Source organism: Chryseobacterium ginsengisoli, assembly GCF_039542325.1.
Taxonomy (GTDB): Bacteria; Bacteroidota; Bacteroidia; order Flavobacteriales; family Weeksellaceae; genus Chryseobacterium; species Chryseobacterium ginsengisoli.
The window spans coordinates 292436-307671 of sequence record NZ_BAABHX010000001.1; the positions used below are offsets into that span (position 1 = coordinate 292436).

A 15236-nucleotide genomic window follows, 5' to 3' on the forward strand; every position below is an offset into this window, starting at 1 on the left:
AGTTTAAATGTGTTGATTTACCAAAAGTTCCTGAAGCCTTTTTCTGGCAAAATTGAGTTGAGATTTTGACGTTCCTTCACTGATTGAAAGCATCACAGCGATTTCTTTATGAGGATAACCTTCAATTGCGAAAAGATTAAAAATAGCTCTGCAGCCTTCGGGAAGAAAGTTTAGCAGGTTTAAAATATCTTTTTCAAACGAAACATTTTCCATTGCAGAGTCTGTAGAAACTGCATGATCTTCTTCTAAAGAAATGTGCAGTTCTTTAGTTGATCTTAATTTCTGCAAACATTCATTGACAGCAATTTTTCTTGCCCAAGCTTCAAAAATATCATGATTGTGAAGCTGGCTCAATTTTGTAAAGATTTTATAAAAACTGTCCGCCAGAACTTCCTCGATATCTTCGTCATTTTTCAGATAACGTTTGCAAACCGAATATAGTTTTCCCGCCATCTTTTCGTAGACTTTCCGCTGCGCATTGCGGTCGTTCCGTTGACATTCTATTAGTAACTCTCGTTCCATAATCAGGCTTTATATCTACATAGATGCAGAAAATTTCAAAAAGGTTGGAAACATTTTAAACTTTTTTGAAAAAATAATGAATTTTGGCGAAGATGGCAAATCATCAAATGGACAAAAAAGCTTATTATCAAGGAGAATACAGAGATTTTGAGGATATTTTTTTATTTTAATTTTTTTAAAACTTTTTCTGAAAATTCATTTGTTTTTATACTTAGCTATTTTCCAAAATGACAAATACTGTGAATATTTTCTATTGTTTAATTGAATGACTTACATCCTAGCCGCGATTGAAACGGCATCCTTTTGAGTTGCGGCGAAGCGAAGCGGAGCCGTAACTCAAAAGATATAGTGGAAAGCGCGAAATAGCTCCAAAAAAAACTCAATATTAAATTTAACCTTTCCCTTTGTAACGAATCTGTAATATGAACGACTATTCATATAAATAATCTTTTTACAGTAATGAAAAATACCAAAATTGCGTCATTACTTTTTGTTTTGTCTGCAGGAAGTATGATGTTTGCTCAGGATGACTTAATCAACAAGTTAAAAAGCAATCAGTCTCAAAATGCTAACTTTCAGTTCACAACGTTGAAAGACGTGGGTGCAACTTCAGTAAAAAACCAAGGTTCTTCAGGAACTTGCTGGAGTTATTCGGGGAACTCTTTCCTTGAATCTGAAATGCAGAGAATGGGTAAAAAGCCTGTTGATTTGGCAGAAATCTTTACGGCAAGAAATTCTTATCATGATAAAGCAAAATTATATGTTTTAAACAACGGAGCAATCAGTTGGGGAGACGGAGGAGAATTGCACGATGTTGTTAACATGTACAAAAAATACGGAGCTGTTCCACAAGATGTTTATACAGGATTAAAATCCGGACAGACTTTGAATAATTTCTCTGAAATGCAGGGTAAATTGAAGCCTGTTTTAGACAGCTTAGTTCAGGCTGCAACAAAAGGAAAATTATCTGATAACTGGATGTCTTCCGTTGATGCAATTTTAGATGAATACTTAGGAAAAGTTCCTACTAACTTTACTTATGAAGGAAAATCTTACACTCCGCAAAATTTTGCGAAAGAAGTTGTAGGAATTAATCCAGACGATTATGTAGAACTTTCTTCTTATAAAGATTATCCTTATTACCAGAAATTTGTAGTTCCGATTCCTGATAACTGGAGCCATGATTCTGACTGGAATGTTCCCATGAAAGATTTAACAGCAATTATCGATAATGCAGTAAGCAAAGGATATTCCGTAGGTTGGGCAACAGACGTTTCTGAGCCTTATTTCTCTTACAAAAACGGAGTTGCTTATGTTCCGGATATGGATTTAGATCAAATTAATAAAGACAATAAAGCAACTTTATTTACAGAACCTAAAAAAGACAAAACAATCACTGAAGACCTTCGTCAAAAAGGATTGAATAATCTTTCTACAACCGATGATCACGGTATGCACATCGTAGGATTGGCCAAAGATCAGTCTGGAAAAGAATATTATATGGTGAAAAATTCTTGGGGTGTAACGAACGATTTCGAAGGTTATATCTACGTAACAAGACCATATGTTGAGTACAAATCGACTGCGATTCTTGTTCACAAAGATGCTCTTCCAAAAAGCATTAAAAAGCAATTAAAGCCAACTAAAAACATTGGTTTGTAAGAAATTAAATCACTTTTGTCATTCAATATGACAATTTTAGATATTTAAATCTGTTAAAAAACCGTTCTCATTTTTTGGGAGCGGTTTTGTTTTTTATAATGTTTAAATTCTTTAAAAATTTCAAATAATACATATAACGCAAAGTTTGTCATTCCGTAGGAATCTAAGTTTAGTATTAGAGAATAATTTGGGAAAGATCCGCGCTTAGATCCTTTCAGGATGACAAACTTTAAGAAAATTTTAATGAGTTAAATTCAATCAAAATTAATTTAATTCAAAAAGAAAAAACCGCCTCAAGACAAATATCCTGAAGCGGTTCCGTTTAAAATAATTGATAGGTAAAAAATATTTGAAAGCCAAAAGTGAATTTGCTATGCAAGTGAATCGTGAATTGTCAAGTTGATATAAATTGAAGACAAAGCAAATTCACTATTGACCATTGACTTTTAATATAAAACTGCCAGACTTTCAGCTGAAAAATCTAAAAGGTCTTCTGTATTTCCTTCTTTAATTTTTTTCACCCATTCCGGATCCTGTAAAAGAGCTCTTCCGACTGCAACCAAATCGAAATCTCCTCTTTCCAGTCTTTTTGTTAATTCTGTAAGATCAGCTTTTTCAGTTCCCTGTCCTGCAAAGGCACCCATAAAATCCCCTTCAAGACCTACAGAACCTACAGTAATAGTTGGCTGTCCTGTGATTTTTTTAGCCCAACCTGCAAAGTTCAGATCAGAACCTTCAAATTCAGCTTCCCAGAAACGTCTTTGTGAACAATGGAAAATATCAACTCCCGCATCTTTTAATGGTAATAACCACTCCTCCATTTCTTCAGGAGTATTTGCCAGTCTTGATTTATAATCCTGTTGTTTCCACTGAGAAAGACGAATGATAATGGTAAAATCTTCACCAACCGCAGCTCTGATTGCTTTTACAACATCAACTGCAAATTTGCTTCTTTCTTTTATTGTTTTTCCTCCGTATTCATCGGTTCTTGTATTGGTAACTTCCCAGAAAAACTGATCAATTAAATAACCATGAGCTCCATGAATTTCAACCACATCAAAACCAAGATCTTTAGCTGATTTTGCAGAAGCCGCAAACTGAGCAATCGTATCCTGAATATCTTCCAACGTCATTGTAGAAGCCTTTTCCATATCAACCAATGGATAATCTGCAGAACTTCTTGTATCTCCAACGTGCCAGATTTGAGGTCCCATTTTTCCTCCGTTTTCATGAACCGCATCGATTACGTTTTTCCAGCCGTTTAATGCTTCCGTTCCATAGAAATCAGGGATATTCTGCATATTTTTTGAACCGGGTCTGTTGATGACAGTTCCTTCAGAAAGAATTAATCCAACTTCAGAAGCGGCTCTTCTCGCATAATAATCTGTGATTTGCTGAGTCGGAACTCCGTTATCAGATTGAGCTCTCGTCATTGGAGCCATTACGATTCTATTTTTTAGTTCTAAATTCTTGTATTTAAAAGGTTTAAATAATGATTCTGTACTCATCTTTAAATTTACATTTATAATTGTTACACAAAGTAACTAATAATAGTTCACATTTGTATCTTATGAATAAAAAAAGTGGTAACTTTGCAGTAACTTACATTAGTAACGTAAAAGTAACATATGAAAAAAAGTGAATTAATGGAATATAGCTGTCCTTTAGGTAAAGCAATGTCTGCTTTGGGAAGCAAATGGAAACCGATCATCGTATTGGTAATCAAAGACCGAAAATTACGTTTTGGAGAACTTGCCGTGCGAATTAATGTAATTTCCAGAAAAGTTTTGACTGACCAATTGCGCGAAATGCAAACCGATGGATTGGTAATTCGTGAAGAGTTTAAAGAAATCCCTCCACGAGTTGAATATTCGTTGACAGAAAAAGGTTTGGCATTACTTCCGATCTTGTATCAATTGGAAGAATGGGAGACGAAATATCATGTTTATGATCCTAATAAAGCAAAGGATTGTAAGAATCTTTTGGAAGAGAAGAAAATAAAAAAGGCTGTTATTTGATGGTCTTTGTAAGTATTCAAAAGAAGGATTCTACTTTTTTAAAATCAACATATTCGCAAAAAGTGTAATCTTTTTATTCTTAAAAATTTTCAAACCTGCCTCAGAAATAGCTCTCCTCCATTGCTTTTGACTTAAAAAATGAAAGGCTCCGATATTAAAGAAAATAAAATTAGTCAAATCTCTGAACTGTTCGGAAACAATAATTACACCTCCATCTTTTAAAATCCTTTTTGCTTCTTTGAAAAACAGAACTCTTTGATTGTGATCTAAAATTTCGTGAAGTGCTGTTATCGCAAGAATTACCTCCTGAGATTGATCTTCAAAAGGTAATGTATTGGGCTTTATTTTTATTTCTTTAGGATTGGGTGGAAATACTCTTTTGGACGTTTCGATTCCTTTTTCTTGTTCGTGTCTGTTTCCGAAAATATCACAAACTGTTAAATTTAGATTTGGATATTTGTCTTCCAATCGCTTTGAAAGAGGATCAAAACTCGCATGAACCAAAATAGCATTTTCAGTTTTATTCCAATCCACTATTCCTTTTAAATTGTTCAATTCATATAAATCAGAATTATCATATAAAACATAAGAAGCAACAAGTGAAGCAATTATATTTAAAATAATAAGACCACTTAAAATCCTTAATATTAAAATAACCAGATCTGAATTTACCCAAAATGAAAGTCCAAAGAGAAGACCAGAGACGATAATTCCCAATAATATTTTTTGATAATTGAAAAGGATAACAAGTTTGGTGATTTTCATATATAAGTTCACTTAATTTTGATAATACTTAAAATTACACATTCTTAAACAAAAAACCGCTCCCAAAAAGAAAGCGGTTTCAAAATTTATCTAAAATCTCAATTAAAATATTGCAGGATATTTCTGAGGATTTGTTTCATTGAACATTGCATAAATTCTTTCAACCATATCATCCGAAGATGGTTTGCTGAAGTAATCTCCATCACTTGCATATGCAGGTCTATGATCATTTGCAGCGATCGTCAACGGATCAGAATCTAAGAATCTGAAAGCTTTTTGTTTTTCCAAAATCTGCTGTAAAATAAAAGCTGAAGTTCCACCTTCTACATCTTCGTCGATTACGACCAATCTGTTGGTTCTTTTTACAGATTCAGCAATTTCATTGGTTAAATCAAAAGGAATTAATGACTGAACATCAATAACTTCCGCAGAAATTCCTAATTTCTCCAATTCTTCAGCTGCTTCCATTACAATTCTCCAAGTCGAACCGTAAGTTACCAACGTAACATCTTTTCCTTCTTTCGTAACCTCGATTTTTCCAACAGGAACAGTGAATTCACCTAAATTATCTGGTTGTTTTTCCTTTAATCTGTATCCGTTCAGACATTCAACAATTACGGCAGGATCATCACTTTGAAGCATTGTGTTGTAGAATCCGGCAGCTTTCGTTAAGTTTCTTGGAACTAATACCAAAATTCCTTTTGAAAGATTCAAAATTCCCGCCATCGGAGAACCTGAATGCCAAACTCCTTCTAGTCTGTGACCTCTCGTTCTGATGATTACAGGTGATTTTTGACCACCTTTTGTTCTGTACTGAACTGTTGCCAAATCATCGCTCATTCCCTGTAAACAGTACAAAATATAGTCTAAATATTGGATTTCAGCGATTGGTCTCAAACCTCTCATCGCCATTCCAATACCTTGACCTAAGATTGTAGCTTCACGAATTCCCGTATCTGCAATACGAACGTCACCGTATTTTTCCTGCATTCCTTCAAGACCTTGATTTACGTCACCGATATTTCCGGCGTCTTCACCAAACACTAAAGTTTCAGGATATCTTTCGAAAATTTTATCGAAATTATTTCTTACCACTACTCTTCCGTCAACATCTTCAGAAGCATCAGAATAAATAGGTTTGATTTCCTGTACATTTTCAGCTTTCCACTGAGACTGAGAGTATAAATGAGAAGAATAGTTGTCTTTTTCAACCTCAAAAATCTCGTTATATTTCTGCATCAATTGGTTTCTTTCTGCAGAATTTGTTCCTCTTGTTGCCAACAAAGATTTTCTCACCAAATGGAAAACATCTTTCTTCGCTTTTGAAACTAATTTATTGAACTGATTGATATAATTCTCAATTTCAGTATTTTGTCCTTTAACATTTTCGACTAAAGGCAATACCGAGTTGATCAAGTCTGTAATTGTTTTCTGATAGCTTTCCCAAGCCTGTTTTTGTCCGGCTTTTACTGATTTTTTAGCTTCTTCATCGATTGAATCCAATTCTTCTGCCGTTGCCAAAACTTCTTCTTTACCATCAATTTCGATTGAGTATTCTAAAATCCATTCTCTGAATTTCACCAATCCGTCAAATTGAGATTCCCAAGCCAAACGCTCTTCATTCTTATATCTTTCGTGAGAACCTGAAGTCGAGTGACCTTGAGGTTGTGTAACTTCAATTACATGAACCACAACAGGTACAGATTCCATTCTTGCAAACTGCTCAGCTCTTGCATAAGCATCTAATAATGAAGGATAATCCCAAGCTTTCACCTGAATGATCTCACAACCTTGGTTTTCGCCTTCTTTTCTTTGGAAACCGCTCAACATTTCAGCGATATCCGCTTTTGCTCTCTGATTTTTTGTAGGAACTGAAATTCCGTAACCGTCATCCCAAATCGAAACAATCATCGGAACCTGAAGCGCACAAGCCGCGTTTAGCGTTTCCCAGAAATGACCTTCCGCTGTAGAAGCGTCTCCGATTGTTCCAAAAGCGATTTCGTTACCGTCTTTTGAGAATTTTTCAGAACCGTCGAATTTTACTGATTTATATATTTTTGAAGCCTGAGCCAAACCTAATAATCTCGGCATTTGTCCTGCAGTAGGAGAAATGTCCGAAGAAATATTTTTCTGAGCCGTCAGATCTTTCCAGCTTCCGTCTTCATTCAAACTTCTTGTTGCGAAGTGACCGTTCATCTGTCTTCCCGCAGATGCAGGCTCTCTTTCAACGCTTGTATCCGCGTACAACTGAGCAAAGAAACTTTCAACGCTTAAGGCATCTACAGCCAATGCAAAAGTCTGATCTCTGTAGTATCCTGAACGGAAGTCTCCATTTTTGAAAACTTTCGCCATTGCAAGCTGAGGAAGCTCTTTACCATCACCAAAAATACCAAATTTAGCTTTTCCTGTTAGAACTTCTCTTCTGCCCAAATAAGACATTTCACGAGAGATTCTTCCTAACTTATAATCTTCAAGTATCTGATTTTTAAAATCTTGAAAGGAAATCTGCTGAGTTTCAATATAGGTTGTCTGCATAGCCAATATAAAAAATTTTTAGTTTTCGAAGTATTTTGCTAATATACACTTTTTAAATTAATTTTAATTTTTAATAATCTTTTTTAAAAATTTGATAATAAAAAAAATAGTGTTTATCTTAGAATAAATTTGTAAATGATGGAAAAAAAATCAACTCATATTCTTAATGCATCTAGTAATTTATTAGGATTTTCTTTAGTGATCATCACTTCATTAAAGATCTCTAAAATCAGTCAGAGCACACATTTAGACGAGTTTGCGGGAGTTGCATGTCTTTTTTTCGCATTCAGTTGTTTCTTTTCATTTTTAGCCATAAGATCTAAGCATGAAGATCGATCACACAGATTTGAAACTATTGCGGATTATTTATTTTTAATCGCTTTATTTTGCATTGTTTTGGCAGTTATTATTGTGACAATGAAAATAATTTAATATTAAAATTACTAATTAATATTAAATTATATTTAAAAATTAGCAACTAATAAACTATTATTTACATAAATCGAATAACATAATTCAAATTAAATTTAAAAAACACAACATTTCATTAAAAATAATACAAAAATTAAGGTATAGTTTTTGAAGATTTTATAATATCAATTAACAAAAAACTTCAAAACATGAAAAAACAATTATTTTCAGTCATCAGTGTAATGACATTTTCTATGATTTCATTTGCTCAGGTAGGAATTAATACAAACAATCCTCAATCTACATTACATATTGACGGATCAAAAGATAATCCATCATCTGGCGTACCGACAGCAACTCAGCAACTCAATGATGTCGCTATAACTTCAGCAGGAAATCTTGGTGTAGGAACGATAGCTCCAACAGAAAAATTGGATATTGCTACCGGTAACGTAAGAATTCGAACCATTAATTCAAATATTGGCGTCGGAGGTACGGACAGAGCCGTTGTTGCGGATGCAAATGGTATTTTAAAAACAATTAATTTTAATTCTTATTCATTATTCCATGCAAGATTAGCTGCAAATCAAGCTGCGACGATCTCAATTATTACACTATTATTTGCAACGCCATTATCAACTTCCCCGTATTATTCGTACAATACAACTACAGGGGTTTTAACATTTAATCAGGCAGGAAATTATCTAGTGACTTTACAGGCAAGTTTTGCTAATGCTCCCGTTGATACGCAATTGGTTATAGGAATAAGACCTGTTCCTGATGCGGATTATTTAGGAAGAGGAAGTCATTATAATGCAGTGGCAACAAGTACAACCATTGGAGAATTGATGAACTATTCTACCCTACTTATTATACCAACTGCAGGTTATCAGGTTAGATTTACAGCAGCTCCCAATCAAAACTGCACTGTTTTAGCAACAGAAAGCGGAAGCACAGGAAGTGGAAATGTAACTAATGTTACGATACAAAAAATATAAAACACAAAGAACATTATAAAAATGAAAACCGGAGCTTCTAATAAGTTCCGGTTTTTTTATAGTAAAATTAAATTTATTTAGAATTTTCGCTCAATAACATAATCCAACATGATTAATAAAGATTTTTTTGCTTCCGAATCAGGAAATTCGTTTAATATATCTTTAGCTTTCTGTTGAAAATCTTTCATTACGGTAATTGCATAATCGAGTCCTCCGGAAGTTTTAACGAAGTTTATTAGCTCTTTTACACGTTTTTGATCATTATTATAACGTTTGATCGTATTGAAGTAATACTTTTTGTCTTTTTCGCTGGCAATTTTTAAGGTATGAATTAAAGGCAATGTCATTTTTTGCTCTTTAATATCGATTCCGACAGGTTTCCCGATAACATTTGAACTTAAATAATCGAAAAGGTCATCTTTAATCTGAAAAGCCATTCCCGTATATGTTCCAAACTTCATCATTTTCTCGGCTAAAATTTCATCAGCGTTATTTGATAAAGCTCCGATTTCACAACAGGCAGCAATTAAAGTAGCTGTTTTCTGACGGATAATTTCATAATAAACATCTTCAGTAATATCAAGTTTTCTGGCTTTTTCCAGCTGAAGAAGCTCACCTTCTGACATTTCTCTGATAGTTCTTGAAATAACGGCAAGTAAATCGTAATCTTTATGATCTGTAGACAATAATACCGCTTTAGACAAAAGGAAATCCCCCACTAAAACTGCAATTTTATTTTTCCATAAAGCATTAATAGAGAAAAAATTACGCCGTTTAAAACTTTCATCCACTACATCATCATGAACCAAAGTTGCGGTATGAATCAACTCAATCATAGAAGCTCCACGATAAGTTTTTTCATTAACATCACCAACCAATTTTGCACAAAGAAATACAAACATAGGACGCATCTGCTTTCCTTTTGTAGTAACGATAAAACGAGTGACCTTATCTAATAAAGGCACTTTGCTCTGCATTGATTCATAAAACTTCTGCTCGAAAAGTTTCATTTCCTCATTGATCGGTCGCTTGATTTCTTCTACAGTATTCGCCACAATCTTCGAATGATGGATAAATTATTAATTTCAACAAAGATAATTTTTTTCAGTCAATTTTAAGAGAAATTAATCTTTGAGTTTATCTTTTGGAATAAAATAAAGACTTTGTTTTGCGCCACCCAAAGGAGAATGGAACTTTTCACCCGAAATATAAATTCCGGTTTCATCAACGGCAATTCCTTCAATTTGCCCGATGGACAAAGCACTTCCGAGATAATAATGTTTTGGTATTTCTTTAAAAAATATCCCGGATTCGGTTTCATTGAAAACATTCAAAAAGACTTCAGTTTTCTTCGTATAGCCGATTAAATATAGTTTTTTATCAAAATAAGAAGCATCTGTGACCACAAAATTTGTTTTAAAAGATTCTACTTTTTCAGCCTTTTGTTTTTCTGAAATTTCCGGATCAATAATATAATGTGAAGTAGATTTTGAACCCCATTCTTTAGTGAAAAGATGAATTTTCCCATTTAAATAAATCATAGCTTCTGCATCAAAATCTGTCGATAAATATTTTGGAACAAATTCCGTTTGTTCAGGATATTCAAAGGAAATTAATTTAACAGAATCACTTTTTAATGAATGAGTTTCAAAAGGAACTTTATAAATTTCCAAATCTCGTCTCGTTCCGCCATTATTGCCAAAATCTCCTATGTAGAAGTTTTTCCCGTCGTTTGTTAAGGCTTCCCAATCTTTATTTTTTACATTAATTTTTAAAACATTGATAATTTCTCCTGTCGTTTTGTCCAATTCAAAAAGCTCAGGAGAATTTCCGCTGTCATTAAATGTAAACAGTTCACCATTCAAAATACTTAATCCTGAGGTTTCCTTTATCTTTTCGTCTAAATAATTAATTCTGTATTTTCTAATCTTGAGAATATCTGTTTTTTGAGAAAATGAGAATATGGAAATTGTGATTGTTAATGCTAGAAAAAACTTTTTCATAAGGTAAAATTAAGGTTTTTATTTAAAAACAAATGGCACTTATTTTCACAAATTATACATCCTATTTGTCATTTCTTAGGAATCTAGGTTAGTTTATTCGAAATAAAATTATTAAAATTGGAGCTTAGATTCCTAAGAAATGACAAACTTTATGTTATAATAAATTGGTTAGATTTCTTATTTAATAAAAACAAAAAAAGACGAGCAAAATGCCCGCCTAAGTTAATTATGTAGATTATATTGAAAAATTTTTTTTATGCAGATTTTTTCTGGATCTTGCTGCTCTTCCTATTCTTTTTTGCCCAATAGTCCTTTTGATATTGTCTTACCGTTTTTCCGGTTCCGTCGTGACTCCATCCCGGAGAATTGAAAATATAATTGATTCTATCTGAGAATTTTAATCCCGGCTGTTTAATATCTTTCCATATTTTCCGCCATTCATATAAAAGAACAGTGTCAGGTTTATTGTCGGGCATTTTCGGGTAAATTCCGTACTTTACAGGAACATTTGGATCTTCTTTTTCAAAAGTTCCAAAAATTTTATCCCAAATAATGAGACACATTCCCATGTTTCGATCAAGATATTTGATATTACAAGCGTGATGAACACGATGATGAGAAGGTGTTACTAAAATATATTCAAGAATTCCCATACTTTTTACAGTCTGCGTATGAACCCAGGTTCCGTATACCTGAGCAATCGCATAAACCACCATAATATGCCAAGGATTAAATCCTAAAAAAGCTAATGGAGAAAAATACAAATATCTATATAAAGGTTGTAAAACAGGGCTTCTAAAACCTGTCGTCAAGTTGAAATATTCTGAATTGTGATGGGTAATATGAACCGCCCAGAAAGCTCTGGAATGGTGATCGACATAGTGCAAAACATAATAAGCGAAATCTGTAATTACAAAGCAGATCAGCCAATACCAAATTGTAAATTCCCATGTAAAAAGCCTGTGATTGTAAAAGAAAAACATCACACCCATTGCGAAAACCTTCATCACAAGATCTAAACCGAAATTCATCAATGCAAGATAAACACTCGTCGCAACATCTTTTCCGTTGTAGAGTTTTGCCTCTGAAACGTGGCTATATATTAATTCTGCTAAGATAAAAGCAGCAAGAATCGGAATTGACCATGAATAAACATTTTCTAATCCGTTTTCGCCCAAAAAGTAATCCACCATCACTTATAATTTTGTGGTACAAAGGTAGGATTTTAAGAAACTGTTAAGAAAAAGTTTTTATTTTTTTAATGAAATTTTAATCAACTGTTTTATTGGCAAGCTGTCCACAAGCGGCATCAATATCTCCACCACGACTTTTTCTGATCATTACGGTAATTCCTGCATTTTCAAGCTGACGAACGTAATTTTCTTCCGCCTGTTTATTGCATTGGTCATATTTTCCGTCGCCAATCGGGTTGTACTGGATTAAATTAACTTTACAAGGAACCTGTTTACAGTATTTAATTAAAGCTTTGATATCTTCATCGCCATCATTAATTCCTTTCCAAACACAATATTCAAAAGTAATAACAGAACCTGTCTTTTTATACCAATACTGAAGAGATTCCATTATATCTGTTAATGGAAATTTATCGGAAAAAGGCATAATCTCGTTACGCTTAGACTCAATTGCAGAGTGAAGCGACAAAGCCAATTTCACACGCAACTCATCATCTGCCAACATTTTGATCATCTTTGGAATTCCGGAAGTTGAAACCGTAATTCTTCTTGGAGACATTCCCAAACCTTCCGGCTGAGTAATTTTCCTGATAGCCTCGACAACATTTTTGTAATTCATCATCGGCTCTCCCATTCCCATAAAAACAATGTTGGTAAGCGGTCTGTCGAAATACATTCTACTCTGGCTGTCAATTAAAGCAACCTGATCCACGATCTCGGCAACTTCAAGATTTCTCATTCTTTTGAGTCTTGCTGTTGCACAGAATTCGCAGTTTAATGAACATCCAACCTGTGAAGAAACACAAGCTGTAGTTCTCGTTTCTGTAGGAATTAATACAGATTCTACCAATAATCCGTCATGAAGTTTCACTCCATTTTTGATGGTTCCGTCTGTACTTTTCTGAAGCTGATCAACAGAAACAGGATTAATTGTATATTCTTCGGAAATTCTTTCACGAAGTGTTTTCGAAAGATTCGTCATTTCATCAATCGAATGGAGATTCTTACTCCACAACCAGTCATAAACCTGTTTCGCACGAAACGGTTTTTCTCCCAAAGACTGAAAATAATCCTTGAGCTGGTCTAGTGATAAAGTTCTGATATCTTTCATTGTAAGGTTGTAGATTTCAGGATTAAGGTCGCAGGTAACTATTACCTGCAACCTTTTACCTTATATCTTAATTAAATAATTAACATTGCGTCGCCATAAGAATAGAACTTATACTTCTCTTTTATAGCTTCTTCATAAGCCTGCATAATGAAATCTCTTCCTGCAAACGCTGCAATCATCATAATTAATGTAGATTTTGGCGTGTGGAAGTTCGTAATCATACAGTTTGCAACTCCGAAATCGTGAGGCGGATAAATGAATTTATTTGTCCAACCGTGGAATGCAGAGATTTTCTTGTTTGAAGAAACAGAAGTTTCAAGCGTTCTCATCGTCGTTGTACCTACAGCACAAACTCTTCTGTGTGCATCAACAGCATTATTGATAATCTGAGCATTTTTTTCATCGATAAAAATCTCTTCAGACTCCATTTTGTGCTTAGAAAGATCTTCAACTTCAATTGGGTTAAAAGTTCCCAAACCAACGTGAAGCGTAACTTCAGCGAAGTTGATTCCTTTAATCTCCAATCTTTTCATCAAGTGTTTTGAAAAGTGAAGACCTGCAGTAGGAGCTGCAACAGCACCTTCTACTTTTGCGTAGATTGTCTGGTATCTTTCAGCATCTTCCGGTTCAACGTCTCTTTTGATATATTTTGGAAGCGGAGTTTCTCCTAATTCTTTCAATTTAGATCTGAATTCTTCATAAGAACCATCGAATAAAAATCTCAACGTTCTACCTCTTGAAGTCGTATTGTCAATAACCTCAGCAACCAAAGATTCATCTTCAGTGAAAAACAATTTGTTACCAATTCTTATTTTTCTCGCAGGATCTACCAAAACGTCCCAAACTCTGGTTTCTTTATCTAATTCTCTTAATAAGAAAACTTCAATTTTAGCACCTGTTTTTTCTTTATTTCCGTAAAGACGTGCAGGAAAAACTTTAGTATTATTAAAGATAAATAAATCATTCTCGTCAAAATAATCAACAACATCTTTAAACAATTTGTGTTCAATAGTTTGATTTTTTCTGTCCAAAACCATTAATCTCGCTTCGTCTCTGTGTTCTGATGGATGTTCTGCCAATAATTCTGCAGGAAGATCAAAATTAAAATCTGATGTTTTCATTTTTTAAATTACGGTTTAAAAATTATCGCAATTACTATATGTAATTTTCGGAGTGCAAATATACGATATGAAACACCCCTTTGTCAAGTATTATTTACATAGATGTTAAATTAATTTTAATTGAAATAAAAAACCGTGATTTTACGATAATTTTCAAAAGGGAAAAACCCTATTTTTGAGAACATTAAAAAATTTACACTTATGAGCAAATATTCGATCGAATCTTTTGTGAATGAAACAAAAGAAAACCCAATGGAAAGAGACTATTTCGAATTGGAAAAACCATCACTTTTAGAAATCAATCTTAATAATCAATCTGTTTGGACAAAAGCAGGAAGCATGGTTGGCTACATTGGCAACATCAACTTTGAAAGACAGGGAATGCTTTCGGGAGGTATCGGAAATTTATTAAAAAAAGCGATCAGTGGTGAAGGTGCAAAGCTGATGAAAGCAGAAGGAACCGGAAAATTATACGTTGCCGATTCCGGGAAAAAAGTTAGAATTCTGTATCTTAACAACGAATCTGTTTGTGTAAATGGGAATGATGTTTTGGCACATGATCAAAGCATAAAAAGTGACATCACTATGTTAAAAAGCATTGCAGGAATGATGTCTGGAGGATTATTTCAGGTAAAATTATCCGGAACAGGGCATATTGCCATTACCACTCACGGTGAACCATTGACATTACTGGTAACTCCGGATGCGCCGGTTTTCACAGATCCAAATGCGACAGTCGCATGGTCTGGAAATTTAAGTCCTGAACTGAAAACCAACGTTTCTTTCAAAAGTTTGATGGGAAGAGGAAGCGGTGAAGAATTTCAGATGAAATTTTCGGGGAACGGTTGGGTTTTGATTCAGCCTTATGAGGAAGTTTATAGAGTTGAGAAATAATTA

At 33.9% G+C, this 15236-nt stretch carries 14 protein-coding genes; 5 read left to right on the forward strand and 9 right to left on the reverse strand.

The window, feature by feature from the left end; genetic code table 11:
- Positions 1 to 3: 3 nt before the first annotated feature.
- On the reverse strand, positions 4 to 522 hold the full coding sequence (locus tag ABD940_RS01415) for an RNA polymerase sigma factor (protein ID WP_345199838.1): 519 nt from the start codon (positions 520 to 522) through the stop codon (positions 4 to 6).
- Positions 523 to 981: 459 nt separating this feature from the next.
- On the opposite strand from ABD940_RS01415, the gene ABD940_RS01420 reads away from it, so the two are divergent.
- Positions 982 to 2184 (forward strand): C1 family peptidase, encoded by a 1203-nt coding sequence (locus tag ABD940_RS01420; RefSeq protein WP_345199839.1) that lies wholly within the window; start codon positions 982 to 984, stop codon positions 2182 to 2184.
- Positions 2185 to 2630: 446 nt separating this feature from the next.
- Here the strand turns inward: ABD940_RS01420 and ABD940_RS01425 are convergent, their stop codons facing one another.
- Positions 2631 to 3692 carry an NADH:flavin oxidoreductase gene (locus ABD940_RS01425; RefSeq protein WP_345199841.1) on the reverse strand — a complete coding sequence of 354 codons (1062 nt, stop codon included), beginning with the start codon at positions 3690 to 3692 and terminating at the stop codon, positions 2631 to 2633.
- Positions 3693 to 3812: 120 nt separating this feature from the next.
- On the opposite strand from ABD940_RS01425, the gene ABD940_RS01430 reads away from it, so the two are divergent.
- On the forward strand, positions 3813 to 4202 hold the full coding sequence (locus ABD940_RS01430) for a winged helix-turn-helix transcriptional regulator (RefSeq protein ID WP_345199842.1): 390 nt from the start codon (positions 3813 to 3815) through the stop codon (positions 4200 to 4202).
- Between the two features lie 30 nt (positions 4203 to 4232).
- Here the strand turns inward: ABD940_RS01430 and ABD940_RS01435 are convergent, their stop codons facing one another.
- Together ABD940_RS01435 and ABD940_RS01440 are read right to left on the reverse strand one after the other, a co-directional pair.
- A complete protein-coding gene (locus ABD940_RS01435; RefSeq protein ID WP_345199844.1) occupies positions 4233 to 4967 on the reverse strand; it encodes a class I SAM-dependent methyltransferase in 735 nt (244 codons plus the stop codon).
- A gap of 102 nt (positions 4968 to 5069) precedes the next feature.
- The gene (locus ABD940_RS01440; protein WP_345199845.1) at positions 5070 to 7502 is read right to left on the reverse strand and encodes an alpha-ketoacid dehydrogenase subunit alpha/beta; all 2433 of its coding nucleotides are present in this window, start codon (positions 7500 to 7502) and stop codon (positions 5070 to 5072) included.
- A gap of 138 nt (positions 7503 to 7640) precedes the next feature.
- On the opposite strand from ABD940_RS01440, the gene ABD940_RS01445 reads away from it, so the two are divergent.
- Together ABD940_RS01445 and ABD940_RS01450 are read left to right on the forward strand one after the other, a co-directional pair.
- Positions 7641 to 7934 carry a hypothetical protein gene (locus tag ABD940_RS01445; RefSeq protein WP_345199846.1) on the forward strand — a complete coding sequence of 98 codons (294 nt, stop codon included), beginning with the start codon at positions 7641 to 7643 and terminating at the stop codon, positions 7932 to 7934.
- 188 nt (positions 7935 to 8122) lie between these two features.
- A complete protein-coding gene (locus ABD940_RS01450; protein WP_345199847.1) occupies positions 8123 to 8911 on the forward strand; it encodes a hypothetical protein in 789 nt (262 codons plus the stop codon).
- 77 nt (positions 8912 to 8988) lie between these two features.
- On the opposite strand, the gene ABD940_RS01455 is transcribed toward ABD940_RS01450, so the two are convergent.
- The 5 genes from ABD940_RS01455 to queA all read right to left on the reverse strand — a co-directional run bounded on the left by ABD940_RS01455 (position 8989) and on the right by queA (position 14339).
- Positions 8989 to 9966 carry a polyprenyl synthetase family protein gene (locus ABD940_RS01455; RefSeq protein ID WP_345199848.1) on the reverse strand — a complete coding sequence of 326 codons (978 nt, stop codon included), beginning with the start codon at positions 9964 to 9966 and terminating at the stop codon, positions 8989 to 8991.
- A 69-nt stretch (positions 9967 to 10035) separates the two neighbouring features.
- The gene (locus ABD940_RS01460) at positions 10036 to 10914 is read right to left on the reverse strand and encodes a hypothetical protein (protein WP_345199849.1); all 879 of its coding nucleotides are present in this window, start codon (positions 10912 to 10914) and stop codon (positions 10036 to 10038) included.
- 254 nt (positions 10915 to 11168) lie between these two features.
- The gene (locus tag ABD940_RS01465) at positions 11169 to 12107 is read right to left on the reverse strand and encodes a sterol desaturase family protein (RefSeq protein ID WP_345199850.1); all 939 of its coding nucleotides are present in this window, start codon (positions 12105 to 12107) and stop codon (positions 11169 to 11171) included.
- A 76-nt stretch (positions 12108 to 12183) separates the two neighbouring features.
- Positions 12184 to 13218, reverse strand: a complete 1035-nt coding sequence (gene rlmN, locus ABD940_RS01470; protein WP_345200706.1) for a dual-specificity RNA methyltransferase RlmN — start codon at positions 13216 to 13218, stop codon at positions 12184 to 12186.
- 71 nt (positions 13219 to 13289) lie between these two features.
- On the reverse strand, positions 13290 to 14339 hold the full coding sequence (queA, locus tag ABD940_RS01475) for a tRNA preQ1(34) S-adenosylmethionine ribosyltransferase-isomerase QueA (protein ID WP_345199851.1): 1050 nt from the start codon (positions 14337 to 14339) through the stop codon (positions 13290 to 13292).
- Positions 14340 to 14540: 201 nt separating this feature from the next.
- Between queA and ABD940_RS01480 the strand changes: the two genes are divergently transcribed.
- Complete coding sequence (locus tag ABD940_RS01480; protein WP_345199852.1) at positions 14541 to 15233, forward strand: AIM24 family protein; 693 nt, start codon at positions 14541 to 14543, stop codon at positions 15231 to 15233.
- Positions 15234 to 15236 lie beyond the last annotated feature (3 nt).

Bases quoted from the DNA above. Each gene is read 5' to 3' on its own strand.
- ABD940_RS01415 (WP_345199838.1), bottom strand. From the start codon at position 522: ATGGAACGAGAGTTACTAATAGAATGTCAACGGAACGACCGCAATGCG.
- ABD940_RS01420 (WP_345199839.1), top strand. From the start codon at position 982: ATGAAAAATACCAAAATTGCGTCATTACTTTTTGTTTTGTCTGCAGGA.
- ABD940_RS01425 (WP_345199841.1), bottom strand. From the start codon at position 3,692: ATGAGTACAGAATCATTATTTAAACCTTTTAAATACAAGAATTTAGAA.
- ABD940_RS01430 (WP_345199842.1), top strand. From the start codon at position 3,813: ATGAAAAAAAGTGAATTAATGGAATATAGCTGTCCTTTAGGTAAAGCA.
- ABD940_RS01435 (WP_345199844.1), bottom strand. From the start codon at position 4,967: ATGAAAATCACCAAACTTGTTATCCTTTTCAATTATCAAAAAATATTA.
- ABD940_RS01440 (WP_345199845.1), bottom strand. From the start codon at position 7,502: ATGCAGACAACCTATATTGAAACTCAGCAGATTTCCTTTCAAGATTTT.
- ABD940_RS01445 (WP_345199846.1), top strand. From the start codon at position 7,641: ATGGAAAAAAAATCAACTCATATTCTTAATGCATCTAGTAATTTATTA.
- ABD940_RS01450 (WP_345199847.1), top strand. From the start codon at position 8,123: ATGAAAAAACAATTATTTTCAGTCATCAGTGTAATGACATTTTCTATG.
- ABD940_RS01460 (WP_345199849.1), bottom strand. From the start codon at position 10,914: ATGAAAAAGTTTTTTCTAGCATTAACAATCACAATTTCCATATTCTCA.
- ABD940_RS01465 (WP_345199850.1), bottom strand. From the start codon at position 12,107: ATGGTGGATTACTTTTTGGGCGAAAACGGATTAGAAAATGTTTATTCA.
- rlmN (WP_345200706.1), bottom strand. From the start codon at position 13,218: ATGAAAGATATCAGAACTTTATCACTAGACCAGCTCAAGGATTATTTT.
- queA (WP_345199851.1), bottom strand. From the start codon at position 14,339: ATGAAAACATCAGATTTTAATTTTGATCTTCCTGCAGAATTATTGGCA.
- ABD940_RS01480 (WP_345199852.1), top strand. From the start codon at position 14,541: ATGAGCAAATATTCGATCGAATCTTTTGTGAATGAAACAAAAGAAAAC.